Consider the following 26,014-nt stretch of genomic DNA (forward strand, 5'->3'; position numbering starts at 1 on the left):
GGGTTCCGGGCCGCCGGCGTCTGTCGTTCCCGGTGTTCCTGACCGAATACGGACCACGCGAAGCGTTGACCAGAAAGCGCTTTCCCTCTACGTTCCGTTCATCGACGTGACCGGGTCGTGACCGTTGAACGGATTCGACCCGTGTGTCGCACAGAAACGTGAACGTTGTTCATCCACACGTCTCGATACTGGCTCGACACCCCCACACCACGACAGAAGGAACGACATGACATCCGCGACACGACCGCGCACCCCACGGCGCGCACTGACGGGCACGCTCGCCACCCTCGGCCTCTCGGTTGGCATGATCCTGACGACCGCGGCACCGTCCGCGCAGGCCGCCACCTGGCCGACCCCCAACGGCAGTCAGGGCGTCTCCTCCACCATCTCCGTGTCCGGCACCAAGGACTACGGCATGAAGCGCCTCTACGGCACCGGCGACCTGGGCTCCGGCAGCCAGGACGAGGACCAGGGCCCGATCCTGAAGCTGTCCGACGGCGCGGTCCTGAAGAACGTGATCATCGGCGCCCCGGCCGCCGACGGCATCCACTGCGAGGGCTCCTGCACCCTGCAGAACGTCTGGTGGGAGGACGTCGGTGAGGACGCGGCCACCTTCAAGGGCAGGTCGTCCGGGGCGGTGTACACCGTCAGCGGCGGCGGCGCGAAGGAGGCCAGTGACAAGGTCTTCCAGTTCAACGGCGCGGGCACGCTGAACGTGTCCAACTTCGCCGTCCAGAACTTCGGCACCTTCGTCCGCTCCTGCGGCAACTGCTCCTCGCAGTACAAGCGGACGATCAACCTCAACTCCATCGAGGTGACCTGGAAGGGCGGCCGTATCGCCGGCATCAACACCAACTACGGCGACAGCGCGACCCTGCGCAACATCACGATCGTCGGCGACAGCAGCAAGAAGATCGTGCCGTGCCAGAAGTACATCGGCAACAACACCGGCAAGGAGCCCAGCAGCAACGGCTCCGGCCCCGACGGCACGTACTGCAAGTACAGCTCGTCCGACATCACCTACCGGTAGCCCCCCCACGGGCAGCGGCCGTACGGGACGTCCGCGGGGCGTCCCGTACGGCCGCCGGCCTTCTCCAGGGCCGCCCGCGCGGTCAGCTCCCGCCCACCAGCGAGCGGACCTCACCCTCCAGTTCCCGGCGGTACTCCGCGTACGCGGCCCGCAGGGCGTCGCCCGGCCAGCCGGCGGGGAGCAGGGAGGGCGGCAGTACGGGGTCGGCGAGCAGATGGCGCACCACGGCCGCGAACAGGGTCAGCCGCTCGGCCGGACGCCCGGTTCGGCCCACGTGCCCGAGCAGTTCACGGGCCTCGTCCGCCCAGGCGTCCAACGGCCACAGGCGCGCGGCCAGTTCGGCGGCGGGGCGTGCGGGGCGGGCCGTACCGCGTTCGGCCACCTCGTCGAGAGCGGCGGGCAGGGGGCGGTCCAGGTTGGCCGGGCGCAGCCACACCCCCTCGCGCAGTTCGGCGAGGCGCAGTGCGGTCAGCCGGGTGCGCAGCTCGGCCCGTTCGGCGGGGCCGCGTCCGGTCGCGGTGACGGCGACCAGCTCCCAGTCCCCGTCCCACGGGCGGGTGCGCGGCTGGACCGACTCGTCCTGGCGGCGCTGGCGTTCCAGCAGGCGGTCGCTGAGGCGGTAGCCGGTGTCCGTGCGGCGCAGGTCCCCGGCGGCGACCATCCGGCTCAGCGCCGCCCGCAGTGTCGACCCGCCGAGGTCGAAGCTCTCCACCAGCCGTCCGAGCTCCCGCGCCGGCAGCTCCGGCGGATGCGTGCCCAGCAGCAGGCTGAGGACGACCGACCGCGCGGACAGCGGACGCAGCCGCGGCCCGTCCGGTGCCGGCTCCGCGTCCGGGTCGTTGCTCCGCATGCGCCGTACTTTAGGCCCCCGGTCGGGACCGGTTCCCTTGAGGTGATCTCGCGACGCTCCCGCGCCGTTCACCCACAGCCCCCCGAATAGTTTATTTGGACTGATAGAGTTCGACCATGCCCCGCCGCGCTCTCGACAACCCGATCGTCCTGCCCGTCCTGGGCCTGCTGCTCGAACAGCCCACGCACCCGCACCAGATGCTCGCCGAGCTGCGCAGACGCAGCGACGCACACGCCGCCGCGATCACACGCGGCACCCTCTACAACACCGTCGCCGCGCTGACCGAGGCCGGCTGGCTCGCCCCGCTCGAGCGGCAGCGGTCGGGCAACCGCCCGGAACGGACCGTGTACGCGCTCACGGACCCGGGGCGCGAGGAACTGGTCCGCCGGCTGGACTCCCAGATCCGCACGCCCAAGCGGGAGTTCTCCCAGTTCCTGGGCGCGGTCGCCTATCTCGGCGCCCTCGGCCGGGACGGCGCGGTGGAGGCGCTGACCGAGCGCGGGCGGCGGCTGCGCGAGCGCACGGCGGAGGACGAGCGGCAGCTCGAGAACGCCGTGGCGGCGGGTGTCCCGCGTATGCACGTCATCGAGGCCGAGTACGCGCTGAGCCTGGCGCGCGCCGAGACCGCGTGGGTCGACTCGGTGATCGAGGAGCTGCGGAGCGGGGCATTGGCGTGGCCCACGGGGGCCGCGCGTGCGCGGGAGGAGGACGCGTGATGTCGCAGCGCCTGTTGTTCGGTGTGTATCCGGGTGGGGTCACCGGTGACGACTCCGGGGGTCTGGCGAGCGGGCCGCCCGACGATCCGGAACGGGTGGCGGAGGCCTTGGATCTCCTGCAAGGGCGGCCGGAGCGGCCGTTCCTGGTCCGCGCCTACACCGCGTTCGACGACAGCACGGGTCTCGGAGGGCCGCATGCGACGGCCGCACCGGAGGACGCGGCACGGTACGCCGTGCGGGGGCGACGTCTGGACCTGGTGGCGCAGTACCGGTCAGCGGCCGGGGACGTCGACGGCTACTGCCAGTTCCTGCGCGAACTGGTCGACCAGTACGGCTCGGTGACGAGCACCCTCCAGGTGACGGAGGAGCCCAACGAGACCACCAACCCTGTCCTCGACGGTTGTCACCCGTCCGTGCGGGAGGCGATCGTCCACGGGGTCGCGGCGGTGAAGGAGCGCGCGCGGAAGCTGGGGTACGACGAGTTGCGCGTCGGGTTCAACACCACACCGCTGTTCGGTCCGTCGGCGTCCTTCATGGCGCAGTTGACCACACTCGGCGGTCCGGCCTTCGTGGGCGAACTCGACTACGTAGGGCTCGACTTCTTCCCCGACGTCTTCCGTCCCGTCGCCGATCCCGAACTCCCGTCCGCCGTCGAGGGGCTGCTGCGTCATCACCGCGACGCCGTGCTGGCGCCCGCCGGCCTTGGACACCTGCCGCTGCACATCACCGAGCACGGCTGGCCCACCGGCGAGGAACGTCCTCCGCACCGGCAGGCCGAGGTCGTCGACACCGTGGTCCGGGCGGTCGCCGAGCTCGCGGAGGAGCTGCGGCTGAGCGGTTACACGCACTTCGCGCTGCGGGACGCCGACAGCTCCCGGCCGGGGCTGTTCCACCGCTTCGGGCTCACCACGGACGACTACACGCCCAAGCCCGCCTTCGACACGTACAGGGCGCTGATCGACCGGCACGGCTGAACGCGCGCGTGGCGACGCGTTGCACTATTGCTGCGTTCGCAGGAATAGTGCAACACTCAGCCATGACCATCACGCGCGCTGACGAGCTGCAGCAGACCCCGTACGCACTCGGCGTCCTCGGCGGCGCCACCCACGACGTCACCAACCAGCCCCCGTTCCCGGCCCCGTACGACGCCTCGGACGACGTCGCCCTGCTCGAAGGGGTACGGCGGGAGGGCGCCGGCTGGGCGGAGGAGGACCTGCGGCGGCTGGGACGGCTGGCGGGCAGTGAAGAGGCGCAGGAGTGGGCCGAGCTGGCCAACCGGCACGAGCCCGAACTGCGCACCCACGACCGGTACGGGCACCGCGTCGACGAGGTCGACTTCCACCCGAGCTGGCACCACCTGATGCGCACCGCCGTCACGGAGGGGCTGGCCGGAGCGCCCTGGGCGGACGACCGGCCCGGCGCGCACGTCGCCCGTACCGCCGGCGGACTCGTCTGGGGCCACACCGACGCCGGACACGGCTGCCCCACGTCCATGACGTACGCGGCGATCCCCGCCCTGCGCAAGCAGCCCGAACTGGCGAAGATCTACGAGCCGCTGCTGACCAGCCGTGCGTACGACCCCGGGCTGCGGGTGCCGACGGAGAAGCGCGGGCTGCTGGCCGGCATGGGGATGACCGAGAAGCAGGGCGGCTCCGACGTCCGCACCAACACCACCGCCGCGACGCCGACCGCCGAGCCCGGCGTGTACACCCTGCGCGGCCACAAGTGGTTCACCTCGGCGCCGATGTGCGACGTGTTCCTGGTGCTCGCGCAGGCGCCGGGCGGGCTGTCCTGCTTCCTCGTGCCGCGCGTTCTGCCCGACGGCACCCGCAACACCTTCCGCATCCAGCGGCTCAAGGAGAAGCTGGGCAACCGCTCCAACGCCTCCTCCGAGCCGGAGTTCGACGGCACGGTCGCCTGGCTGGTCGGGCCCGAGGGGCAGGGTGTGAAGACCATCATCGAGATGGTCAACTGCACACGCCTCGACTGCGTGATGATGTCGGCGGCCCTGATGCGCAAGACACTCGTCGAGGCGGGCCACCACGCGCGGCACCGCAGCGCCTTCGGGGCACGCCTGCTCGACCAGCCGCTGATGCGCAACGTGCTGGCCGACCTCGCGCTCGAGTCCGAGGCCGCGACGGCCCTCACCTTGCGGCTGGCGGGTGCGGCGGACCGCGCGGTGCGCGGGGACGCCGGGGAGGCGGCGTTCCGGCGGATCGCGACGGCGGTCGGCAAGTACTGGGTCACCAAGCGCGGCCCGGCCTTCACCGCCGAGGCGCTGGAGTGCCTGGGCGGCAACGGGTACGTCGAGGACTCGGGGATGCCCCGCCACTACCGGGAGGCCCCGCTGCTCTCCATCTGGGAGGGCTCGGGCAACGTCAACGCCCTGGACGTGCTGCGGGCGCTCGGCCGCGACCAGGCGACCGCGCAGGCGCTGTTCGACGAACTGTCGCTGACGCGCGGGGCGGACGCCCGGCTGGACGCGGCCGTGGCCGGGCTCAAGGACCAGCTGGCCGAGGGGTCGCAGGTGACGGCCCGCCGGCTGGTGGAGCGGATGGCGCTGACGCTGCAGGCGTCCCTGCTGGTGCGGCACGCGCCGGCGGCGGTCGCGGACGCGTTCTGCGCGACGCGGCTCGGGGGCGACTGGGGGCACGCCTTCGGCACGCTGCCGGCGGGGGCGGGGCTGGACGCGATTCTGGAACGGGCGCTGCCGGGCCGGGAGTGACGCGGAGGGGCTTGGCACGGGTGACGCGGGGGCTCTTCGCCGCGGGGCGGAGGTTCGCCTGGCCGTCCGTCCCGGGCCCGCCGCACCGCCGTGACCTGCGGTCATGCCGCCTCCAGCCGTGACTGTCAGTGGTGGGGTGCACACTGACCGGTGTCCTGATCGAGGACGTCGAAGGCGATGTCACGGAGGTGATCGGCATGACCGAGGTACTGCTGGCCGTGGGCACCCGCAAGGGCCTGTTCATCGGGCGCCGGCGAGGCGGCTCCTGGGAGTTCGACGAGTCCCCCTACTTCAAGGCGCAGGCCGTGTACTCGGTCGCGGTCGACACCCGGGGGCAGAGCCCTCGGCTGCTGGCCGGCGGGGACAGCGCACACTGGGGACCGTCGGTGTTCCACTCCGACGACCTGGGCCGCAGCTGGACCGAACCGGCCCGGCCCGCCGTCAAGTTCCCGCCCGACACCGGAGCTTCGCTGGAGCGGGTGTGGCAGCTGCATCCGGCCGCGGCGGAGCCGGACGTGGTGTACGCGGGCACGGAACCGGCCGCGCTGTACCGCTCGGAGGACCGCGGGGAGTCCTTCGAGCTGGTCAGACCGCTGTGGGAGCACCCCACGCGCTCCAAGTGGGTGCCGGGCGGCGGTGGCGAGGGGCTGCACACGGTACTGACCGACGCGCGCGACCCTCGGGCGGTGACCGTGGCCGTCTCCACCGCGGGCGTGTTCCGCACCCGGGACGGCGGCGTGAGCTGGGAGCCGGCCAACCGCGGGGTGTCCGCGGTGTTCCTGCCGGATCCCGACCCGGAGTTCGGGCAGTGCGTGCACAAGGTCGCCCGGGACGCGGCGGACCCGGACCGGCTGTATCTGCAGAACCACTGGGGGGTCTACCGCAGCGACGACGCGGGCGCGCACTGGACGGACATCGGTGAGGGACTGCCCTCGACGTTCGGGTTCGCGATGGTGACGCATCCCCACCGCGGCGACACGGCGTACGTCTTCCCGATCAACGCCGACGCCGACCGGGTCCCGGCGGACCGGCGATGTCGCGTCTACCGGACCGGGGACGCCGGACGCAGCTGGGAGCCGCTGTCGGCGGGGCTGCCGCAGGAGGACCACTACGGCACGGTGCTGCGCGACGCGATGTGCAGCGACGACGCCGACCCCGCGGGCGTCTACTTCGGCAACCGCAACGGCGAGGTGTACGCGTCGGCGAACGACGGTGACAGCTGGGAGCAGTTGGCCGGGCATCTGCCGGACGTGCTGTGCGTGCGGGCGGCGGTCGTCGGATGAGGGCTCGGACGAGGGCCGTGCGGATCCCGCCGGGTTCGGGCCACGGGTTGATAGCCGCAGTCGTCGCGGCAGTAGGGTGACGCCCGTGGCACCACGACCCTTGAACGAGATCGTCGAAGCGGGCTGGGCGCAGGCCCTCGAACCGGTGGCGGGGGGGATCGCCGCGATGGGGGACTTCCTCCGCGCGGAGATCGCCGCCGGACGCACCTACCTCCCGGCGGGGGCGAACGTCCTGCGGGCCTTCCAGCAGCCCTTCGACGAGGTACGCGTCCTGATCGTCGGGCAGGACCCGTACCCCACGCCGGGGCACGCGGTGGGCCTGAGCTTCTCCGTCGCCCCCGACGTGCGCCCGCTGCCCGGCAGCCTGATCAACATCTTCCGCGAGCTCAACAGCGACCTGGGCCTGCCTCAGCCGTCGAACGGCGACCTGACCCCGTGGACCGAGCAGGGCGTGCTGCTGCTCAACAGAGCGCTGACGACCGCCCCGCGCAAGCCGGGCGCCCACCGCGGCAAGGGCTGGGAGGAGGTCACCGAGCAGGCGATACGCGCGCTGGCCGCACGCGGCAAGCCGCTGGTCTCCATCCTGTGGGGGCGCGACGCCCGCAACTGCCGCCCCATGCTGGGTGATCTGCCCGCCGTGGAGTCGGCGCACCCGTCGCCGATGTCGGCGGACCGCGGGTTCTTCGGCTCGCGTCCGTTCAGCCGGGCCAACGACCTGTTGATCCGTCAGGGCGGGCAGCCGGTGGACTGGCGCCTGCCGTGACCGCAGCCGGCTACCTCGCCGTGGACTCCGGCGGCTCCGGGCTGCGGGCCGTCGTCGGGGCCCCCGGGCGCGGTCCGCTGGCGCGGGCCGCCTCGGACGTGCCGGTGCGCACGGGCGAGCGGGGAATCGACCCGGTCCACTTCCTGGAGCAACTGGTGCCCATGGCGCGGTCGTTGCGCGCAGAGGCGGGGCTGGAACAGCTGGACACGGCCGTGATCGGCGCGGCGGGGATGGCCAGCCTGGGCGACGCCCTCCGCGCGGAACTGCCGGACGCCCTGGCCCGGGAACTGGGGGTCAGGCGCGCGGCGCTGGCGGCCGACGCGGTCACGGCGTACGTGGGAGCGCTCGGGCCCCGGCCCGGCGCGGTGATCGCGGCGGGCACCGGCCTCATCGCGATCGGCACCGATCTGGCCGGGTGGCGGCGGGCGGACGGCTGGGGGCATCTGCTCGGCGACTGCGGCGGAGGCGCCTGGATCGGGCGGGCCGGGCTCGAGGCCGCGCTGCGCGCGCACGACGGGCGGGCCGGGGGTTCCGCGCGGCTGCTGGCGGACGCGGAGGAGATGTTCGGTCCGGTGACCGGGCTGCCGGGGCAGGTGTACCCGCGCGCGGACCGGGCGGCGGTGCTCGCCTCGTTCGCCCGCGCGTGGCGCGCGCGCGGAGACGGGGACCCGGTGCCCTCGGCATCGTGCGGGAGGCGGCCCGGCACATGGCCGACTCGGCGGCCGCGGTGTGCCCCGCGGAGGGGGCGCCCCGCGGTCGGCTGCACCGGCGGGCTTCTCGGCTCGGCGAGGTGCTGCTGACGCCGCTGGAGGAGCGGCTGGCGGAACTGCTGCCTCACGCGCGGCGGGTGCCCGCCGAGGGCGGTCCGCTCGACGGGGCGGTGCGGCTCGCCGAAGACCTTTCCGCTGGTCCGCTCGCTCTTCCGAGTGACGGGAGGATGCTGTGCGTGACGAGCACGGAGGGAACGGGCGTCACCGTCACGGCCGACACCCGTACGTAACTCATCCGACAAAACCGGACGGATACCGCTCACCTGCACCCTCCCCGAACAGGAGACCCCCGGAAGCCACTAACATGCGGCAACATGAGCACCCCCACTGGGCCCGCGTCCGGCCTGCCCGTACGAATGCCGCGCCCCCGCCAGCCCGGACGGCACCGCCGTCCCGAACCCCTGGTGGCTCCCGAGGACGCGCCCGCGCTCGTCCTCGCCGTGCCGGGTACGCCCAGTAGTGCCACCCGCTCGCTCGCCGACGAGGTCGTGAGCATCGCACGGTCCGAGCTGCCCGGTCTCGACGCCCGGATCGGCTACCTCGACGGGGACGACGAGGAGTTCCCCTCGCTGACCTCCGTGCTCGCGCACGCGGCCGAGGAGCGCACCGCCCGCTACGAGCAGGCGCGTGCCGCCGGTTCCGACGTCAAGGAGCCCGACGGCCCCGTCGCCGTCGTCGTGCCGCTGCTCGCCGGCCCGGACAGCGCGCTGCTGCGCCAGGTGCGCCAGGCCGTCATGGACAGCCGCGTCGCCGCCGAGCTGACCGACGTCCTCGGCCCGCACCCGCTGCTCGCCGAGGCGCTGCACGTGCGGCTCTCCGAGGCCGGCCTGGCCCGTGCCGACCGCGCCCGGCTGTTCACCGTGGCGACCGCCGCGGACGGCATCATCCTGGCCTCCGTGGGCGGCGACGAGGCGGTGCAGGCGGCCGGCATCACCGGCATGCTGCTCGCCGCGCGCCTCGCCGTGCCGGTGATGGCCGCGGCGCTCGACCAGGAGGGCTCCATCGCCTCCGTGGCCGACCAGCTGCGCAACGCCGGTTCGCAGCAGCTGGCGCTGGCGCCGTACCTGATCGGCCCGGAGATCGACGCCTCGCTCGTCGAGGAGGCCGCGAAGGAGGCGGACTGCCCGGCGTCCGAGCCGCTCGGTCCCTACCCGGCGATCGGCAAGCTGGCCCTGGCCAAGTACACGACCGCCCTGGGGATCGCCCCCCAGCAGCCCCAGAGCACCCCGGCCCGCTGACGCGGCCGCCTCATCCGCAGGACGCCTGAGGAGCCTGCCCCGGTTGACCGGGGCGGGCTCTTTGGCGTGGGGGCCTCCCTGCCGGGCTGGGGCCCTCCTGGCCGGGCTCACCGGTGAATGCGGCCAGCCGTCGGCGCGGGTCCGCCCACGCCGCGACAGATACCGGCGGGCACGCCCCCGGGGCGTGGGAACCGCCCCACCGCCGGTCCCCCGGCGGGCAGCACCGCCCGAGGAGAGGGCACCCGGAGCGCCGGGTCCGCCCACGCCGCGACAGGTACCGGCGGGCACGCCCCCCCCGGGGGGCGTGAGAACCGCCCCACCGCCGGTCCCCCGGCGGGCAGCACCGCCCGAGGAGAGGGCACCCGGAGCGCCGGGTCCGCCCACGCCGCGACAGGTACCGGCGGGCACGCCGCCGGGGGCCTGGGAACCACCCCACCGCCGGTCTCCCGGCGGACAGCACCGCCGGAGGAGGGGGCACCCGGAGCGCCGGCACAGCGCCCTGGACCGGCCGGGCTCACCGGCTTGCGCGGCGAGCCGCCAGGAACGGTCCCCCTGCCAGTCCTCAGGCGCACGGAGCCGCCCGGCAGGGGCGCACCGAGCCCGTCGGCCGACACCAGGTAACGAACCTGGCCGTGGGCCAACGGCTAGTGCGACCGGCGCACCTGGTTCCCGCGCCTCATACGGCCGTCTCGGCTGCGCTCAGCGCCCGATGGCGCCGGGTGCAGCCGCCCCTGCGCGGCTCACGGGCCCGGGGTGGGTGCGGCCCCACGGCCGAGGACGAGCGAATGGCGCGAGCCGGCGGCGGACGGCCGCGGCGACACGGCTCGCCCTCCGGCGAGCGGCACCGCCGGACGAGGGGGGAGCCTCGTGCCCGGCGCAGGGCGTACGGGACCCGGCCGGGGTGGCCGGGCGGGTGAGCGCGAGCCGACAGCTGACCGAGCCGCGCCTCGGGGCCCCCGTTCAGCCGGCGGCCACGCCACCCCTCACGCGCCCACCAGCGGCGAGCCCGACGGTGTCCGCAAGGGCGCAGCCAACTCCGCGAGCGTGCGTTCCAGGGTGTGGAGGTGGGCGAGGGCCGGTTCGGTGGCGGCGGGCGCCGTGCGGGGTTCGATGTCGCGGCCCGTCGTGAGGGCCTCGACCGCCGCCTCGACGCGCCAGCAGGCCGCGGCCAGGCGGGCGTCGTGGGAGGCCTCCGGGTGGGCGGCGACGGCGACCAGGCCGCGGATCTCGCGGGCGCAGTCGTCGAGCAGGCCGAGCACCTGGCGGGCCCGCCGCTTGCGGCCGAGCATCGGGTTCAGCGGGTGGACGAGGGGCGCCACGGAGAGGCGTACGCGGGCGAGGAGCTGCTCCAGTTCCGCGACCGTGGGCGTCGGGTCCGCATCCGGGGCGCCGGCCAGCCGTGCGGCCGTCTGCGCCGTGCACGCGTGGACACAGCGCAGCGCCCGCTGGATCCAGGCGTCGGTGACGCTGTGCGTGGACACGGGCAGGACGAAGACCACCGCGAGCGCGGCGCCGAGCGCGCCGACGCCGGTCTCCGCCATGCGCAGGGCCAGGAGGGACGGGGTGAGCACGCCCAGCAGGCCGTACAGCATGGCGGCGAGGACCGTCACCCAGAGCATCATCCAGGTGTACGAGAGGGCGGCCGTGTAGAAGATGCCGAAGACGGCGACGGCGACGACCAGCACGGTGAGCGCCGCGTCGCCGTGCGCGGGAAGCGCGACGAACAGGGCGAGCCCCGCGCCGATGATCGTGCCCAGCACGCGGCGGAAGCCGCGCACCAGGGTCTCGCCGCGCGAGGTCGTGTTGACGAACGCCCACCAGGTGGCGCCGACGGCCCAGTACCAGCGCTCCCCGGACACCAGCTGCCCCGCCAGCAGGGCGAACCCGGCGCCGGCGCTCGCCTGGACGGCCTGGCGGGTGGTGATGCGGGCGAGCCCGGTGCCGCCGGGCGGTGCGGGCACGGCCGCCGGGGGCAGCCGCCGCTCGTAGCACCACAGGCCGAACCGCACCGCGCCCGCGGTCGCGACGGACAGCAGCACGGAGACGGACAGCTCGGCGAGCTGGCCGGTGTGGGCGTGCAGGAACTGCGCCGCGAAGAAGAGCATGAAGGCGAAGATGCCGAGGGCGTGACCACGCGGTCCCCAGCGCCTGGCGTACACCCCGAGCCCGACGACGGCGAGGAAGGCGGCGTCGCGGGCCACGGCGTGATCCTGGAGCGCGGCGGCGACGGCCAGCACGGGCAGGCCGACGGCGGGCAGCAGGGCCGTGGTGACGGCCTGCCCGCGGACGGTGGCGTCGGTGACGGTGAACAGGGCGAGGAGCGCGGCGAGTCCGCCGGTGATCGCACCGGTGAGGGAGTGCCCGGCGAGCCCGCAGGCGACGACGGCCAGCCCGATCCCGAGCACGGCCCGGGTCGCGAACCGCAGCCGGATCCGTCCCGGATCCGGAGCCATGAACACCTTCTTCAGCACCTACCGCCCCCTGCATCTCGTACGCCATGTGCCGTGGCATGAAAAAGGCGCCGCGGGTCCCGCAGCGCCATCGACTCACCCATATCAGCATCTCCGCCACCAGTGGCTCAACCGAGCCTCAGCACAGTGAGCCATTGGTACAGTCATGACGGCATCCCTTGGGCCATCACCGTGCCAATGGCCGGCTCCGGAGCGACGACCTCATGGCCGTGGACGAACTCGACACCCGCATCCTGCGGCTGCTGCTCGAGCAGCCGCGCACCTCCGTGCGCGAGTACGCGCGCATCCTCGGCGTGGCGCGCGGCACGCTCCAGGCGCGCCTCGACCGCATGGAGCGCGAGGGTGTGATCACCGGCGTCGGCCCCGCCCTCTCCCCCGCCGCGCTGGGCCACCCGGTGCTGGCGTTCGTGCACGTCGAGGTCACCCAGGGGCATCTCGACGAAGTGGGCGAGGCGCTGGCCGCGGTGCCGGAGATCATGGAGGCGTTCTCCATCACCGGCGGCGGCGACCTGCTGACCCGGGTGGTGGCCCGGGACAACGCCCATCTGGAGGACGTGATCCAGAAGCTGATCGGTATGCCGGGCGTGGTCCGCACCCGGACGGAGGTGGCGCTGCGGGAGCGGGTGCCGCACCGGCTGCTGCCCCTGGTGGAGTCGATCGGCCGGTCGGCGCGGGGCTAGCCGCCCCTGCCATGCTGGTCACATGAGCACACTCGGCACTCTCTCGGTCGTCTTCGATCTCGACGGAACACTCGTGGACAGCGAGCCGAACTACTACGAGGCGGGGCGCCGGACGCTTGCCGAATACGGCGTCCCGGACTTTTCCTGGGCCGAGCACGAGCGGTACGTCGGGATCAGCACCCGCGAGACGATCGCCGACTGGCGCCGCCGGTACGGCCTGTCCGCGTCGGTGGACGAGCTGGTCGCGGTGAAGAACCGCCACTACCTGGAGCTGGCCCGGACCAAGACGACGGTGTTCCCCGAGATGCGCGCCTTCGTGGAGCGGCTGGCGGACGAGGGCGTCCCGATGGCCGTCGCGTCGGGGTCGTCGGCGGAGGCGATCGACCTGATCCTGGCCGGCACCGGCCTGGACGCGCATCTGCGCACCGCCGTGTCGGCCGACGAGGTCGCCCACGGCAAGCCGGCCCCGGATGTGTTCCTGGAGGCGGCGCGGCGGCTCGGCGCGGACCCGGCTGACTGCGTGGTCGTCGAGGACGCGGCGCCGGGCGCGGCCGCCGCGCACGCGGCCGGGATGCGCTGCATCGCCGTCCCGTACGTCGCCGCGCAGGCCGGCGCGCCGGAATTCGCCACGGCGGGCCTGCTGCTGCGCGGCGGCCAGTCGGAGTTCACGGCGCGGGCGGCCTGGGGGTGGCTGACCGGGACCGCGGCGGATGCGGACACCGCCCGCCGGAGCTGACCTGCACCGGCTCGAAAGCCGCCGCGCGACGGGCCCGGGACCCGTTTGCCCAAGCGGCCGAAAATTCTTTCCGGAACGCTGATTGTTACGCGCTCCGCGTCCGTACTTCCTGCTGTTGGGCCGTTCTTAACCCAGGAGGCACGATGCGCATCTCGCGCAGCACGGCAGGAACCGCGTTCGTGGGCGGAGCCATGATTCTGACCCTCACCGCGCTCGCCTATCCCACCATGCTGGGCGTACAGACCACATCCACCACGCAGGACCGGGTGGTGGCCAACACGAACTACGGCCCCCTGACCGAGGCGGACCGTGACTTCGTGGTGAAGGTGCGTGCGGCCGGACTGTGGGAGCACCCGCTGGGGCTGCTCGCGATGGAGCGCGGTACGACGCCGGAGATGAAGGAGGCGGGCCAGCACCTGGTGGTCGGGCACGGCCGGCTGGACGCCAGCTGCCGCAAGATCTCCCTGGAGCTCGGCATCACGCTGCCGAACCAGGCGTCGCCGCAGCAGCAGGGTTTCGTGGAGACGGTGAAGGCCACCAGCGGCAAGGAGTTCGACTCCACGGCGGTCAACATCATGCGCGTGACGCACGGGCAGATCTTCCCCGTGATCGCCAAGATCCGCGCGAACACCCGCAACACGCTGATCCGGCAGCTGGCGGACCAGGCCAACGACACCGTGCTGGACCACATCACGGTGCTGGAGAAGACCGGTCTGGTCAATCAGGAGCAGGTGAACTTCCAGCAGACCAGCCCGCCGAAGCTGCCGAACGAGCAGGTGACGCCGCCGGCGCCGCAGCCGGGCTCGCCGGTGCTCGTCCTGCCCATCCCGAAGGAGCTGGAGGACCTCAACACGGCCTCCCCGGCGCCGTCGCCGTCCGGCACGGTGCGCTGACGCGCGTCCGCGGCCCGCGGTTCAGGACCTGCGGCGGGGCTTGCCCCGTCGCGGGTTCTTGGCCGTTGCGCCGCCGGTGCCGCCCCCGGTCCCCCGCCGGGCGCGGCCGGAGGTCCCCGCGGACGGCTGCCGGCGGCGTCCGCCGTCCGCTCCGCCGGGCTGCGCCTTCTTCTGCTTCGTCTGCTTCTCCTGCGCGGGCTGCGGCCGGCGGCCGCGGGTGCTGTTGACGGTCCGGCCGCGCACGATGCCGATGAAGTCCTCGACCAGATCCGTGGTCGCCGCCTCCGGCCAGACCAGACCCACGCTCGAGGCGGGGGCGTCCTCCAGGGGACGGTGGGTGAGGTCCTTGCGGTGGTGCAGCCGTGCCAGCGACAGCGGCACGACGAGCACGCCGATCCCGGCGGCGACCAGTTCGACCGCGCCGGCGGTGGTGGCCGGGCGCTCCAGCGCGGGGCGGCCGGGCAGGGTCTCCCAGCCGAGCACGTCGTCGAGGGGGTGCAGCACGATGTCGTCCGCTAGGTCCTCGACGGTGACCGAGTCGGCGGCGGTGACCAGGTGGTCCTTGGGGACCACGACCACGGTCTGCTCGGTGTAGAGGGGGATGGCGCTGAGCACCGTCCGGTCGACGGGGAGCCGGACGAGGCCCGCGTCGGCCTCGCCGTCCAGCAGCATCCCGTGCGCCGGCTGTGGGGGAGCCTGGGTGAGGGTCAGCGGGACGTCGGGCTGCCGCTCGCTCCAGACGCGCACCCACTTGTCGGGCATCACACCGGGGACGTACACGAGGCGGAACGAGGGGGACACTTCCGGGCCGGTCACCTGGCCAGGTTACCGGCCGTGGTCGGCGGCCGTGCACACGCTCGATACCCTGGACGCCATGACGCAGCACCAGAGCACCCAGACGATGAAGCCCGCGACCGCGGCGAAGAAACTGGGTGTGTACCTCGAGGCCACCCCCGCCGAGTTCCGGGAGGGCGTGGTCTCGCGAGCGGAACTGAACGCGCTCCAGGCCGATCCCCCGCAGTGGCTGCGGGACCTGCGGCGCGACGGCCCGCACCCCCGCCCGGTGGTCGCCGCCAAGCTGGGCGTCTCGATCTCCGGCCTGGCCCGTGGCGGCGTGACCGAGCCGCTCACCACCGAGCAGATCGAGGCGCTGAAGCAGGAGCGCCCCGAGTGGCTGGAGCGGGAGCGCGCGACCCAGGCCGAGGTCCGCAAGGAGGCGGCCCGGCTGAAGCAGCGTGAACGCGAGAGCGCGAAGGACGACGACTGAGGTCGCCCCGTCGACCGCACGAACACCCCCGGCCGGGACCCCGGTCCGGGGGTGTTCCGCTTGCGCTTCCCCGCAGGCCGGGAATCCGGCGCCGTCCCACCCCTTCCGGAGAACAGATATATGCACCACCATGTGGCGCTATCGCACCCGCCCGTGGCGGTGCGCCCGACCGTGCCCGGGGTGGGACATGCACGACACCAGGTGGAAGCAGGCCGTCGAATGGCTGGCCGCGGCGGCCACGGACCCGCAGGAGTGCAAACGCCAGTGGGACCACGGCCACGGCACGGCCCTGCTCGCGGCCGGCCGGTACTGGGACGTGCTGAGCGTCCCCGACCGCCTCGGGCTGCTGGCCCTGGACCTGCTGTGGAGCGATCCGCTGGAGCTGCCCGGTCCGACGCTGGTGGACGTCACGGCGCGCCGGGTGGGCTTCTTCCTGCCGCCCGACCCGGACAGCGAGTGGGTGGGTTGTGGAGTCCGGCACGTGGGGCGGGGGTCGTGGATCGCGGTTCCGCCGCCGTACCGGCCCTCCGGGCGGCTGGAGTGGCTGGTCCCGCCGGACGGCACGGGCACGCTGCACGCGGCGGAGCCGCTGGAACGGGCGCTGCGGCGGGCGACCGGCACGCTGGCGGTGCTGGCGCCGGTCAGTGCGGAGGCTGGGGGGCCGGGCGGCTGGTGAGCTCCGGCTCGGGCGCCTGTCCGGGTACGGCCGTCTGCGGCTCCGCCGCCGAGGGCGTGGTCTCGCCCGACGGCACGGCCCCGGGCGGCTCCCCGCGGCGCCGGCCGGAGGGCACCGGCTCGGGCGTCTCCCGGGGAGGCACCCCCTCGGACGCCTCCCTCGAGGTCCCGCCGGACGCCGCCCCCGAGCCCTTCGGAGCCAGCAAGGGGACGGGAACTCGGAACGGCACCGCGGGCGCCGGGCCTCGGTCGCCCGCCGTCATCACGGCGAAGGACGCCCACAGCCCCTCCCGGTGCCCCGGGACCGTGTGCCCCTTCGCCCGCCACTCCGCGACGAGTTCCGCGTAGATCGGTGTGTTCGCCACATGGCCGCCGGTCAGTTGCGCGTACGGCCGGCTCACGGCGCCGTGCCCGAGAAGGCGCCGCGCCGTCCCAGTGCTGTCCATGCCGGAGCAACGCGCCGCCGTGCGCCCGTGGTACGCCGTGGGCTCCACCTCCGCCCGCGGGGGTGACATCGTCACCCGGCCGGCCGTACGCGTCGGGGAGGCGGGGTTTGACCCTCGACCTGGTCGAGGCGGCAGGGTCCGAGATGTGGAGAGCGAGATGCGCAGCATCGGTGAGATGGCCCGTGAGAGCGGGCTGGGCGTCAGCGCCCTGCGGTTCTACGACCGTGCCGGGGTCCTGGTCCCCGACCAGGTCGACCCCGTCACGGGCTACCGCTGGTACGCGCCGGAGCAGCTCGGTGAGGCCCGGGTGCTGGCCCGGCTGCGCCGTACGGGCATGCCGCTGGCGGACGTCCGGCTGGTGCTGGCGGGCTGGACGGCCGCCGACACCGATCTCGTACGGCGGCTTCTGGAGGCCCATCTGCGCCGGCTGGAGGAGGGGCTGTCGGCCGCTCGCGTCGAGTTCTCCGCGCTTCGTGACCTTCTCGACGACAGGGAGAACTTCCCCATGACCTCACTCCGTTCCGCCGCCCGGCTCTCGGTGTCCGGTCCCGGTCTGGCCGGGGCACTGGACGCGGTCCGTTTCGCGGCCGGGACCGACCCGGAACTGCCCGTGCTGGCCGGCGTCCATCTGGACGCCGAGGGCGACGAACTGCACGTCGTGGCGACCGACCGCTACCGGATGGCGGTGGCGCGCACCACGGCCGTCGGCCACGGGGGCGGCCGGGTGCAGGCGACCGTGCCGCTGCCGCTCGCGGACGCGATGCGGGCGCTGCTGGACGGTGAGGACGAGGTGCGTCTCGCCGTGGACGACGGGCGCGTGACCCTGGAGGCCGGTGACCGGCAGACCGGCGGGCGGCTCCTGGAGCCGGACTTCCCGGACTACCGGCGTCTGGTGCGGCTGCCCGCCGGGCGCCGTGCCGAGGTGGACGCGTCCGCGTTCACGGAGGCGGTGCGCACGGGTCCGGTGCGGCTGCACGAGGACGGCGGCGCGAAGTCCGAGCTGACGGTCCTGGAGTTGTCGGAGGACGGACGGGTCACGCCGGTGCCGGAGGGCGCCGACGGCCCGGACCTCGTGGCGGTGAACCGGGCGTTCCTGCTGGACGCGCTCGCCGCGGCGGCCGACGACCGGCTGGTCCTGGAGTTCGGCGCTCCCACGGCCCCGGTCGCGATCCGCCGGCCCGGCGACGCGCACACGTTCTCGCTGCTGATGCCGGTGCGCCTGACCGACTGAGACACGATCCGTCTCCGGAAAGCACGACGGCCCGGGCGGCTCCCTCGCAGGGGCCGTCCGGGCCGTACGTACAGGCGTCTCAGCGGTCGCGGCCGCTGTCCTCCAGCGGCTCCAGCGTCTCCGCGGCGGGCGTGGAGCGCTGGGCGAGCAGGGTGTCGGGCGCGGGCGTCCGCCGCCCGGCCAGCCACATCGCGATCGGCTCGGTGTAACGGGCGGTGAGCGGGCCGATGATCACCAGGACGAGGACGTACGCGGTGGCCAGCGGGCCGAGCCGGGGCTCGATGCCGGCGGTGACGGCGAGTCCGGCGATGACGATGGAGAACTCGCCGCGCGCCACCAGGGTGCCGCCCGCGCGCCAGCGGCCCTTGGCGGAGATGCCGGCCCGGCGGGCCGCCCACCAGCCGGTGGCGATCTTCGTCAGGGCGGTGACGATGGCCAGGCCGAGCGCCGGGAGGATGACCGGCGGGATGGACTGCGGGTCGGTGTGCAGGCCGAAGAAGACGAAGAACACCGCGGCGAACAGGTCGCGCAGCGGGGCGAGCAGGTTGTGCGCGCCCTCCGCGACCTCGCCGGACAGCGCGATGCCGACGAGGAAGGCGCCGACGGCGGCCGACACCTGGAGCTGCTGGGCGAGGCCCGCGACCAGCAGGGTCAGGCCGAGCACGACGAGCAGCAGCTTCTCCGGGTCGTCGCTGGAGACGAAGCGGGAGATCACGCGGCCGTAGCGGACGGCGACGAAGAGCACGAGGCCGGCGACGCCCAGCGCGATGGCGAGGGTGACGCTGCCCGTGGCGAGGCTGACGCCGGCCAGCAGGGCGGTGATGATCGGCAGGTAGACGGCCATCGCCAGGTCCTCGAGCACGAGGATGCTGAGGATGACCGGGGTCTCCCTGTTGCCGAGCCGGCCGAGGTCGCCGAGGACCTTGGCGATGACGCCGGACGAGGAGATCCAGGTGACGCCCGCGAGCACCACGGCGGCGACCGGGCCCCAGCCCATGAGCAGGGCGAGGGCGGCGCCGGGCAGGGCGTTGAGCGTCATGTCGACCAGACCGGCCGGGTACTGCGTCTTCAGGTTGGAGACGAGGTCGCTGGCCGTGTACTCGAGGCCGAGCATGAGGAGCAGCAGGATGACGCCGATCTCGGCGCCGATCGCGACGAACTCCTCGCTGGCGCCGAGCGGCAGCAGGCCGCCCTCGCCGAATGCGAGGCCGGCCAGCAGGTAGAGGGGGATGGGAGAGAACTGGAGGCGTCCGGCGAGGCGGCCGAGCAGGCCGAGGCCGAGGATGATCGCGCCGAATTCGATGAGGAAGATCGCGGAAGAGTGCACGCGCTCACTCCCGCCCGAGGATCTCGGCGGCGGCGTCGATCCCCTCGCGGGTGCCGATGACGATCAGCGTGTCCCCTCCGGCGAGCCGGAAGTCCGGCGCGGGCGACGGGATCGCCTCCGCGCGGCGCAGGACGGCCACGATGGACGCGCCCGTGTCGGTGCGCATCCGGGTCTCGCCCAGGAGACGGCCGTTCCAGTGGGATACCGAGGACAGCTCGATGCGCTCGGCGACCAGACCCAGGTCGGTGGTGTGCAGCAGGTTGGGGCTGTGGTGGGCCGGCATCAGCGCGTCGATGAGCGCGGCCGACTCGGCGACGCTGAGCCGCAGGGAGCGGGCGCAGGCGTCCGGGTCGTCGGAGCGGTAGACGTTCACCGTCCGGGCGCCGTCGCGGTGCGCGATGACGGACAGGTGCTCGTGCTCACGCGTGGTGAGGTCGTATTTCACACCGATGCCCGGCAACGGTGTCGCGCTCATCCGTGGAGCAGGCACAGCCCGTCCCCTTCCCGTCTTCTTCTCAGTCGTCCGATGTTCGGGGCCGAACGGACCGTCGTACGGCACCGGGTGGCGACCCTCACTGCCGTAATGGTGCCATCCCGCCATTCGGCCGGAACATGGGTGTTGCCACGGATGGACAGGTTCCGGCGCCGTCGCGAGGATCGTCGAGGCCGTCGTGTCGTCGCAGGTCAGCGGGGTGTACCGGACAAAACGCGGGAATCGTGCGCGTAGCGGTCCGCCCCTGCGGGTACTCGGAGGCACCTTCCGGGGACGGGAGTGTGTGGTGGACGACACGGTGATCGTCGGAGTGGACGGCTCTCCCTCCAGCCTCGCCGCCGCCGACGCGGCGGCCGAGGAGGCGCGGCTGCGCGGGGCCCGGCTGCGGATCGTGCACGCGTTCGCCCGGCCTTCGGACCTGGATCCGATGATCCACGGGGTGCTGGCCGACACCGAGCAGCGGCTGCGCGAGCGCGTCCCCGGGCTGGAGATCACGCGCACCGTGGTGTCCGGCGACGTCCTGACGGTGCTGCGGACCGAGTCGCGGCACGCGGTGCTGACCGTGCTGGGGCGGCGCGGCCGGAGCCTCTTCGGAGACCTGCTGCTGGGCTCGACGACCATGCAGCTGGCGGCACATGGGCACGGCCCGCTGATGGTGGTGCGCGGGCGCCCCGACCCGCAGGGTCCCGTCCTGCTGGCCGCGGACGGCTCACCGGCCGGGAACGCCGCCGCGTCCTTCGCTTTCACGGAGGCCGAACTGCGCGGGGCGCCGCTGATGGCCATGCACGTCTGGAACACCTGGAGCGAGCCCACGCCGTACGAGGAGCCGGGCGACCCGCTGAGCGTGGTGGTGGACCTCGGCCAGCTCGAAACGCGTCACCGGCGGCTGCTGGAGGACGCGATGAAGCCCTGGATGGCCGCGCACCCGGACGTCATCGTCCAGCCGCGCCTCGAACGGGGGCGCGTCCGCCAGGCGCTGCTGGAGGCGACGCGGGAGGCGCAGCTGGTGGTGGCGGGGGCACGCGGCCACGGCGGGGTGGCCGGCATGCTGCTCGGCTCGGTCAGCCAGGCGCTGCTGCACCACGCGGAGTGTCCGGTGACGGTGGTGCGGGCGCTGTGAGCTGAGAGCACGTCAGCCCCGGGACAGTTCACCGGTGTTGAGGGCAGGGTGCCGCCTTGCGGAGCGCACCCGGGCCGGGCCGTGCGCCTGCCGGGCGGGTGACCGAAGGCGCGATCCGTCGCCCACCAGGGGCGGGCGCGCAGGACCGTGGCCGCCGACGGGCCGTGCCACCGGACGGCCCGCACACGCCCTGCGGCCTGTCCGGCGACGGGCGACGGGCGCGTGCCCCAGCCGGTCACGCCGACTCGCCAAGAGACCCTTCGTCGGCCGCCGTCCCCCTCCGAGCGGCGCATCCGCACCCGCAGGACCTCAGCGGCACCTGCCCGTTCGGGTAGTCACCACCCACCCTTACGGTGAGTGATCTTTGGCCACCCGTCGTGACGGATCTGTAGAACACTGCCCAGACACCGTCGACGACGCCGGCTTCTCCCTCCAGCGTCGTTTCCGCATTCGACGAGGGGATTCACCCATGCCTGACACCGTCTCCATCGCGGCGATCAACTTTCTGGTCCGTCCGGTGCACGACTTCGACGAATTCGCCCAGCACGTACGTGGGCTGCTCGATCAGGCCGAGGGTGCCGATCTGGTCCTTCTGCCCGAACTGTTCACAGTGGAGCTCTTCACGACCGAGCCGACGTGGCGTACGGACGACATCGCCGATCTGACCAGGATCGACGCCTACACCGACGACTACCGCGCCCTGTTCACCGAGGAGGCGCGGCGTCGCGGCCAGCACATCGCCGCCGGTTCGCACCTCATGAAGCGCGGCGATCGCCACCTCAACGTGGCCTGCCTGTTCACCCCCGAAGGCACCGTCCACGAGCACGAGAAGACGCACATCTTCCCGGGCGAGGCGGCATGGTCCACCTCCGAGGGCGACGAGCTGAAGGCGATCGACCTGCCGTTCGCCAAGGTCGGCTTCGCCGTCTGCTACGAGGCGGAGATCCCGGAGGTCTCCTCCAGCCTCGCCGAGCAGGGCGCGGAGATCATCCTGTGCCCCTCGTACACCTTCACCGAGCACGGCTTCTGGCGGGTACGCCACTGCGCCGCCTCCCGTGCGATCGAGAACCAGGTGTACTTCGTGCACTGCTCGACCGGCGGTTCGCCCGGCGCTCCCCTGCCGAACGGCTGGACCCGCAGTTCCATCCTCGGCCCGTGTGACCAGCCCTGGGCCGCGAACGGTGTCATCGCCGAGGCCGGGGAGAACACCGAGACCCTCGCACGGGGCGTCGTCGACCTCGACGCGCTGCGCCGCAACCGTGAGGACGGCGCCGCGACGACGTTCCGTGACCGCCGTCGCCGCGCCGGTACGTACGCCGAGTGGCCCTCCCACATCAAGACCGCCTGACCCTGACCTCCTCGGAAAGGAACACTCCATGGGACATCTGCAGCTTCCCCCGGGCAAGAAGATCGCCGTCAACCTGGGCACGGACTTCGACGCACAGTGTCTGTGGCTGGGCGGCTTCAACAAGCCCAGCCCGTCGTACATGTCACGCGGCGAGTACGGCGCCGAGGTCGGGGTGCCGCGACTGCTTGAGCTGTACCGGCGCTTCGGCGTCAAGAGCACGTTCTTCACCCCCGGCCACTCGGTGGACACCTTCCCCGAGCGCTGCCGGGAGATCGCCGACGCCGGCCATGAATTCGGCCACCACGGGTACTTCCACGAGAATCCGACACTGATCAGCAGGGACACCGAGAAGCGGCTGATCGACCTCGCGTTCAAGACGTACAAGAATGTGCTGGGCATCCGCCCCACCGGATACCGGTCGCCGTACTGGGACTACAGCGAGAACACCCTCGACCTGATCGAGGAATTCGGCTTCGACTACGACACCAGCCTCATGGGCCGCGACGTGGTGCCGTACCGGCCGCGCCGCTGGGAAATCAACTGGGAGACGGGCAACCGGGCGGGCAAGGCCAGCAAGGTGCTGGAGATCCCGGTCAACTGGTACCTCGACGATTTTCCTCCGCTGGGCTATGTCACGGGCGGGCAGACCGGCATGCAGGACTCGGACACGATCTACAAGCGGTGGAAGGACATCTTCGATTACGCCTACGACCGCGTACCGAACCCGGTCTACGCCACCTGCGTGCACCCGCAGATCATCGGCCAGCCGCACCACATGATGTGGTACGAGCGCCTGGTCGAGTACATCGCCGGCAAGGAGGGCGTCTGGTTCGCCACGTGCGCCGAGATCGCGGCGTGCTGGGTGGACGACGACCGGGACCGCGAGCTGATGAACGCCGAGGACGTCCGCGGCGTTTCCCCCAAGCCCGCCGACTACCCGATCGCCTGACCCCGCCTCCGGCCGCCGAGCCCCTGCCCCCTCCGGCTGCCCGACCGCCTCGGCCGGGCAGCCGGAGGCCGTGGGGTACGGTCGAAGGGGTGATTGTCCAGGTGAACGACCTCGTCAGGGCGGAGTTGCTATGAGCTGGACCCGGTCGTCGTACGCGTGGGACGCGGGGCGCAGCACCGCCATCCACGACGCGCTCGGCCCGCTCGTCGCGGACATTCGCAGTCTGCTCGGCGCCGGGACCGGACTGGTCGTCTACGAGCCCAGCTCCGGCCCGCCGCTGCTGCTGGCGTCGGACGTCACCGACGACTCCGCCGACGACCCGCTCCTGCCCAACGAACCACTGCGGCTGCCCCCCGGCTTCCCCCACGGCCGGCTCGAGGTGCTCTCCGACCTGGAGATCCACTCGGCCCTGCGCGACCGAGTCGTGAAACTAGGGTCGGCGGTGGCCGTTCCCTGGCGGGACGCGTTCGGCACGGGCTCACTCGTCGTCGGGAACACCGCAGGGGCATTCGCTCCGGAAGCCGCCGACCTGCGGTCCTGCCGACGAGACGCCGTCCGGCGTGTGCGGGCCGCGCTCCGCGGAGCGCGGCAGGCGGGCGGCACCCTGATCGAGAACGATCTCAACCAGGCGTTGCGCCACATCGCGGAATCGGCCGCGAGCAGTCCCGACGCCGGCACCGTGCTGGCCTCGGTGCTCGTCGCCGCACGGAATCTGTTCGACTGCGAGGTCGCCTACCTGTCCATTCCCGAATACGACGGCGTGACGTTCGCTTTCGACCAGGTGCTGAACATCCAGACTCCCGCCTTCCGGCATCTGCGGATCAAACACGGCCAGGGGCTGGGTGGACTCGCCCGCGAACTGCGGTCATCGGTGCGCTCACTCGACTACGCACGGGACCCCCGGCTGCGTGCCGCCCCGGTGGACGAAACCGCACGCGAGGGAATCGTCTCCGCGATGGCCGCCCCCCTGCTGGTGGACGACCAGATCAAGGGGGTCGTTTATGTCGGAAATCGACATCTGAAGCCCTTCACCGAAACCGATGAGACCTTGCTCGCGGAATTCGCGGGCTACTCCTCTCTGGGACTGAAAAGGCGAGAGGTCGACGAATACCGAGACAGTGTGGTCCAGCGCAAGGAGCGCGAGCGCCTGGCCCACGACCTTCACGACTCGGTCGTACGCGGACTGCTGCGCATAGGCTTCGAGGCGGAAGCGGCACAGCACAACTGCCAGGACGACGCGCTGCGCCGCAGGATGGCAGTGATCGGCAGTGCGGCCGAGGAGTGCATGGGGATGCTCCGGCACCATCTCTCCGTGCTCATCGGCGACGCGGAGTACGGGCAGCCCAGCACGGGCGCCGAGGTGCTGGGCCAGATCGCGTCGGTGCGCCGCGGACCCGGCATCGACCGTACGACCGAACTCTGCGGACCGTGTCCGGACGCGCTGATCCCGCCGCCGGCCGCGAAAGCCCTCATCCACGTGGGCCAGGAGGCGCTGACCAACGCCGAGATCCATTCGGGCTGCCGTCGTGCCCACACCGCGCTGGAGATCGACGCCGAGTCCTTCGAACTGCGGGTCGCCGACGACGGAGGCGGTCTCGACCCCACTGCCCTGGACCAGGTACTCGCCCCGACCTCGCCGCATCTGGGGTTCCGGTCGATGCGGACGGCGGTGACCCGACTCGGTGGCAGGCTCACCGTCGAATCCGGTTCGCTCGGCGGACTCCAGGTGCGCGCCGTCCTGCCGCGGGGCCGACTGTGATCCGATTCGCCGTGGTCGACGACCACATGATCGTGCACGACGGGTTGCAGGCGATGGCCTCCCGCGCCGACGACCTGGAGTTCGTCGGCGCGGCGGAGACTCCTGACGACGCGCTGGCCCTCCTCGAAGAGACACGGCCCGACGTCCTCGTACTGGACCTGCGGCTCAACGGCGAAAGCAGCACCGAACTGTGCGCGACCGTGCGCCGACGGCACCCGGATGTCATCGTGCTGGTGTTCAGCGCCTACGGGAACACCGAGTTGCTGACGCAGGCGATCCGCGCCGGCGCGGCTGGTTATGTCCTCAAGGACACCAACACCGGCCGAATGCCCGAGATCCTGCGTGAACTCGTGCGAGCAGGCAGCTACTTCGACCCGAGAATCGCCGGCAGCCTGTTGCTCACCTCGATCTCGAACCCGTCGGAACCGGTCTCCTTCTCCGAGCGCGAACTGGCGATCATCCGGCTCATCGCCCGAGGGGCGAACAACCACGACATCGGTGAGGCGCTGAACGTCAGCCCGCACACGGTCAAGTTCCATGTCTCCACGATGTTCAAGCGGCACGGGGTGCATCGGCGAGCGGAACTCGTGAGGCTGGCGATGGACTTGCAGCTCCTGGACTGACCGGACGAGCCCCCCCGCGCCACTGCGGCCCGCTGCACGGCGTGGCCCAGTGATGACACGGCTCGACAGACGCGGCAGCGGTCGGCACCTCCTCGCGTTGCCGCTCCGGCGACGACATGGCGGGCTTCACGCCAGGACGGTCTTGCTCAGCCGAGGAAGCTCAGCCGTACCTGACGGCTGACATTGTCCTTGTTGGTATCGACGAGGCACACCGACTGCCAGGTCCCCAGTTCCAGGCGGCCGTTGATCACGGGGAGCGTGGCGTGGGGCGGGACGAGGGCGGGGAGGACGTGGTCGCGGCCGTGGCCGGGGCTGCCGTGGCGGTGCTGCCAGCGGTCGTCGGCGGGGAGCAAGGTGTGCAGCGCGGACAGCAGGTCGTCGTCGCTGCCGGCGCCCGTCTCGATGATCGCGATGCCGGCCGTGGCGTGCGGCACGAACACGTTGAGCAGGCCGTCCCGGCCGGACGCGGTGTCCCGCAGGAAGGCCTCGCAGTCGCCGGTGATGTCGGCGACCCGCTCGGCGGAGCCGGTGGTGAGGGACAGGACTCGGGTGGTGAAGGCGTCGGACATGCGCCCATCCTGACGCACACGGCGCGCTTCCCGGCGCTTCTCGTGCGTCCCG

General features: G+C 72.7%; 25 protein-coding genes and 1 pseudogene. 19 read left to right on the plus strand and 7 right to left on the minus strand.

Translation table 11 applies throughout. The annotated features are described in order from the left end of the window. The first annotated feature begins 226 nt into the window (after positions 1-226). Positions 227-1,030, plus strand: coding sequence for a pectate lyase (locus tag AY578_RS03410; RefSeq protein WP_136237336.1), 804 nt, complete (start codon positions 227-229; stop codon positions 1,028-1,030). Positions 1,031-1,112: 82 nt separating this feature from the next. Here the strand turns inward: AY578_RS03410 and AY578_RS03415 are convergent, their stop codons facing one another. Continuing rightward, the gene (locus AY578_RS03415) at positions 1,113-1,880 is read right to left on the minus strand and encodes a PaaX family transcriptional regulator C-terminal domain-containing protein (protein ID WP_019524659.1); all 768 of its coding nucleotides are present in this window, start codon (positions 1,878-1,880) and stop codon (positions 1,113-1,115) included. A 116-nt stretch (positions 1,881-1,996) separates the two neighbouring features. Between AY578_RS03415 and AY578_RS03420 the strand changes: the two genes are divergently transcribed. The 7 genes and pseudogenes from AY578_RS03420 to AY578_RS03450 all read left to right on the plus strand — a co-directional run bounded on the left by AY578_RS03420 (position 1,997) and on the right by AY578_RS03450 (position 9,375). Beyond that, entirely contained in the window at positions 1,997-2,596 is a 600-nt protein-coding gene (locus AY578_RS03420) for a PadR family transcriptional regulator (protein ID WP_136237338.1), read from the plus strand. Then, positions 2,596-3,570 carry a glycoside hydrolase family protein gene (locus AY578_RS03425; protein WP_161232815.1) on the plus strand — a complete coding sequence of 325 codons (975 nt, stop codon included), beginning with the start codon at positions 2,596-2,598 and terminating at the stop codon, positions 3,568-3,570. The genes AY578_RS03420 and AY578_RS03425 overlap by 1 nt, the downstream gene beginning before the upstream one ends. Before the next feature lie 62 nt (positions 3,571-3,632). After that, positions 3,633-5,321: an acyl-CoA dehydrogenase family protein gene (locus AY578_RS03430; protein WP_019524662.1), complete on the plus strand. Its 1,689-nt coding sequence runs from the start codon at positions 3,633-3,635 to the stop codon at positions 5,319-5,321. 128 nt (positions 5,322-5,449) lie between these two features. Beyond that, positions 5,450-6,604 carry a WD40/YVTN/BNR-like repeat-containing protein gene (locus AY578_RS03435; protein ID WP_136237340.1) on the plus strand — a complete coding sequence of 385 codons (1,155 nt, stop codon included), beginning with the start codon at positions 5,450-5,452 and terminating at the stop codon, positions 6,602-6,604. An 85-nt stretch (positions 6,605-6,689) separates the two neighbouring features. After that, positions 6,690-7,367 carry a uracil-DNA glycosylase gene (locus AY578_RS03440; protein ID WP_026243782.1) on the plus strand — a complete coding sequence of 226 codons (678 nt, stop codon included), beginning with the start codon at positions 6,690-6,692 and terminating at the stop codon, positions 7,365-7,367. Further along, a pseudogene (locus AY578_RS03445) lies at positions 7,364-8,367 on the plus strand (BadF/BadG/BcrA/BcrD ATPase family protein). The gene AY578_RS03440 and the pseudogene AY578_RS03445 overlap by 4 nt, the downstream one beginning before the upstream one ends. 84 nt (positions 8,368-8,451) lie before the next feature. Continuing rightward, a complete protein-coding gene (locus AY578_RS03450) occupies positions 8,452-9,375 on the plus strand; it encodes a sirohydrochlorin chelatase (RefSeq protein ID WP_086020165.1) in 924 nt (307 codons plus the stop codon). Positions 9,376-10,358: 983 nt separating this feature from the next. Here AY578_RS03450 and AY578_RS03455 read toward each other — a convergent pair. Continuing rightward, entirely contained in the window at positions 10,359-11,846 is a 1,488-nt protein-coding gene (locus AY578_RS03455; protein WP_258902021.1) for an FUSC family protein, read from the minus strand. 203 nt (positions 11,847-12,049) lie between these two features. Here AY578_RS03455 and AY578_RS03460 point away from each other — a divergent pair, with 203 nt between their 5' ends. The 3 genes from AY578_RS03460 to AY578_RS03470 all read left to right on the plus strand — a co-directional run bounded on the left by AY578_RS03460 (position 12,050) and on the right by AY578_RS03470 (position 14,155). Continuing rightward, positions 12,050-12,526 (plus strand): Lrp/AsnC family transcriptional regulator, encoded by a 477-nt coding sequence (locus tag AY578_RS03460; RefSeq protein ID WP_161108231.1) that lies wholly within the window; start codon positions 12,050-12,052, stop codon positions 12,524-12,526. A gap of 22 nt (positions 12,527-12,548) precedes the next feature. Then, entirely contained in the window at positions 12,549-13,262 is a 714-nt protein-coding gene (locus AY578_RS03465) for an HAD family hydrolase (RefSeq protein ID WP_161108230.1), read from the plus strand. Between the two features lie 143 nt (positions 13,263-13,405). Further along, positions 13,406-14,155 carry a DUF4142 domain-containing protein gene (locus AY578_RS03470; RefSeq protein ID WP_019524670.1) on the plus strand — a complete coding sequence of 250 codons (750 nt, stop codon included), beginning with the start codon at positions 13,406-13,408 and terminating at the stop codon, positions 14,153-14,155. A 21-nt stretch (positions 14,156-14,176) separates the two neighbouring features. Here the strand turns inward: AY578_RS03470 and AY578_RS03475 are convergent, their stop codons facing one another. Next, positions 14,177-14,971, minus strand: a complete 795-nt coding sequence (locus tag AY578_RS03475) for a LysR family substrate-binding domain-containing protein (RefSeq protein ID WP_258902022.1) — start codon at positions 14,969-14,971, stop codon at positions 14,177-14,179. 58 nt (positions 14,972-15,029) lie between these two features. Here AY578_RS03475 and AY578_RS03480 point away from each other — a divergent pair, with 58 nt between their 5' ends. After that, complete coding sequence (locus AY578_RS03480) at positions 15,030-15,422, plus strand: DUF5997 family protein (protein WP_020700109.1); 393 nt, start codon at positions 15,030-15,032, stop codon at positions 15,420-15,422. A gap of 187 nt (positions 15,423-15,609) precedes the next feature. Next, entirely contained in the window at positions 15,610-16,098 is a 489-nt protein-coding gene (locus tag AY578_RS03485; RefSeq protein WP_019524673.1) for a hypothetical protein, read from the plus strand. Here AY578_RS03485 and AY578_RS03490 read toward each other — a convergent pair. Further along, positions 16,064-16,618: a hypothetical protein gene (locus tag AY578_RS03490; RefSeq protein ID WP_199781940.1), complete on the minus strand. Its 555-nt coding sequence runs from the start codon at positions 16,616-16,618 to the stop codon at positions 16,064-16,066. The two genes, AY578_RS03485 and AY578_RS03490, sit on opposite strands and share 35 nt — an antisense overlap. 82 nt (positions 16,619-16,700) lie before the next feature. On the opposite strand from AY578_RS03490, the gene AY578_RS03495 reads away from it, so the two are divergent. Then, a complete protein-coding gene (locus AY578_RS03495; RefSeq protein WP_019524675.1) occupies positions 16,701-17,774 on the plus strand; it encodes a DNA polymerase III subunit beta family protein in 1,074 nt (357 codons plus the stop codon). Positions 17,775-17,853: 79 nt separating this feature from the next. Here the strand turns inward: AY578_RS03495 and AY578_RS03500 are convergent, their stop codons facing one another. Both AY578_RS03500 and AY578_RS03505 read right to left on the minus strand, forming a co-directional pair. Further along, positions 17,854-19,101, minus strand: coding sequence for a cation:proton antiporter (locus tag AY578_RS03500; protein WP_019524676.1), 1,248 nt, complete (start codon positions 19,099-19,101; stop codon positions 17,854-17,856). A 4-nt stretch (positions 19,102-19,105) separates the two neighbouring features. Continuing rightward, entirely contained in the window at positions 19,106-19,576 is a 471-nt protein-coding gene (locus AY578_RS03505; RefSeq protein ID WP_006135137.1) for a cation:proton antiporter regulatory subunit, read from the minus strand. Positions 19,577-19,880: 304 nt separating this feature from the next. Here AY578_RS03505 and AY578_RS03510 point away from each other — a divergent pair, with 304 nt between their 5' ends. The 5 genes from AY578_RS03510 (at position 19,881) to AY578_RS03530 (ending at position 25,393) form a co-directional block, all read left to right on the plus strand. After that, positions 19,881-20,714, plus strand: coding sequence for a universal stress protein (locus tag AY578_RS03510; RefSeq protein WP_019524678.1), 834 nt, complete (start codon positions 19,881-19,883; stop codon positions 20,712-20,714). A gap of 469 nt (positions 20,715-21,183) precedes the next feature. Beyond that, a complete protein-coding gene (locus tag AY578_RS03515; RefSeq protein WP_019524679.1) occupies positions 21,184-22,062 on the plus strand; it encodes a carbon-nitrogen hydrolase family protein in 879 nt (292 codons plus the stop codon). A 28-nt stretch (positions 22,063-22,090) separates the two neighbouring features. Then, positions 22,091-23,011: a polysaccharide deacetylase family protein gene (locus AY578_RS03520; protein WP_019524680.1), complete on the plus strand. Its 921-nt coding sequence runs from the start codon at positions 22,091-22,093 to the stop codon at positions 23,009-23,011. Between the two features lie 130 nt (positions 23,012-23,141). Then, positions 23,142-24,770: a GAF domain-containing sensor histidine kinase gene (locus tag AY578_RS03525; protein WP_161108228.1), complete on the plus strand. Its 1,629-nt coding sequence runs from the start codon at positions 23,142-23,144 to the stop codon at positions 24,768-24,770. Beyond that, entirely contained in the window at positions 24,767-25,393 is a 627-nt protein-coding gene (locus AY578_RS03530; RefSeq protein WP_136237347.1) for a response regulator transcription factor, read from the plus strand. The genes AY578_RS03525 and AY578_RS03530 overlap by 4 nt, the downstream gene beginning before the upstream one ends. A 146-nt stretch (positions 25,394-25,539) precedes the next feature. On the opposite strand, the gene AY578_RS03535 is transcribed toward AY578_RS03530, so the two are convergent. Next, positions 25,540-25,962 (minus strand): secondary thiamine-phosphate synthase enzyme YjbQ, encoded by a 423-nt coding sequence (locus tag AY578_RS03535; RefSeq protein WP_136237348.1) that lies wholly within the window; start codon positions 25,960-25,962, stop codon positions 25,540-25,542. Positions 25,963-26,014: the final 52 nt, after the last annotated feature.

This window comes from Streptomyces thermocarboxydus (genome assembly GCF_024760485.1).
Classification (GTDB): domain Bacteria; phylum Actinomycetota; class Actinomycetes; order Streptomycetales; family Streptomycetaceae; genus Streptomyces; species Streptomyces cellulosae.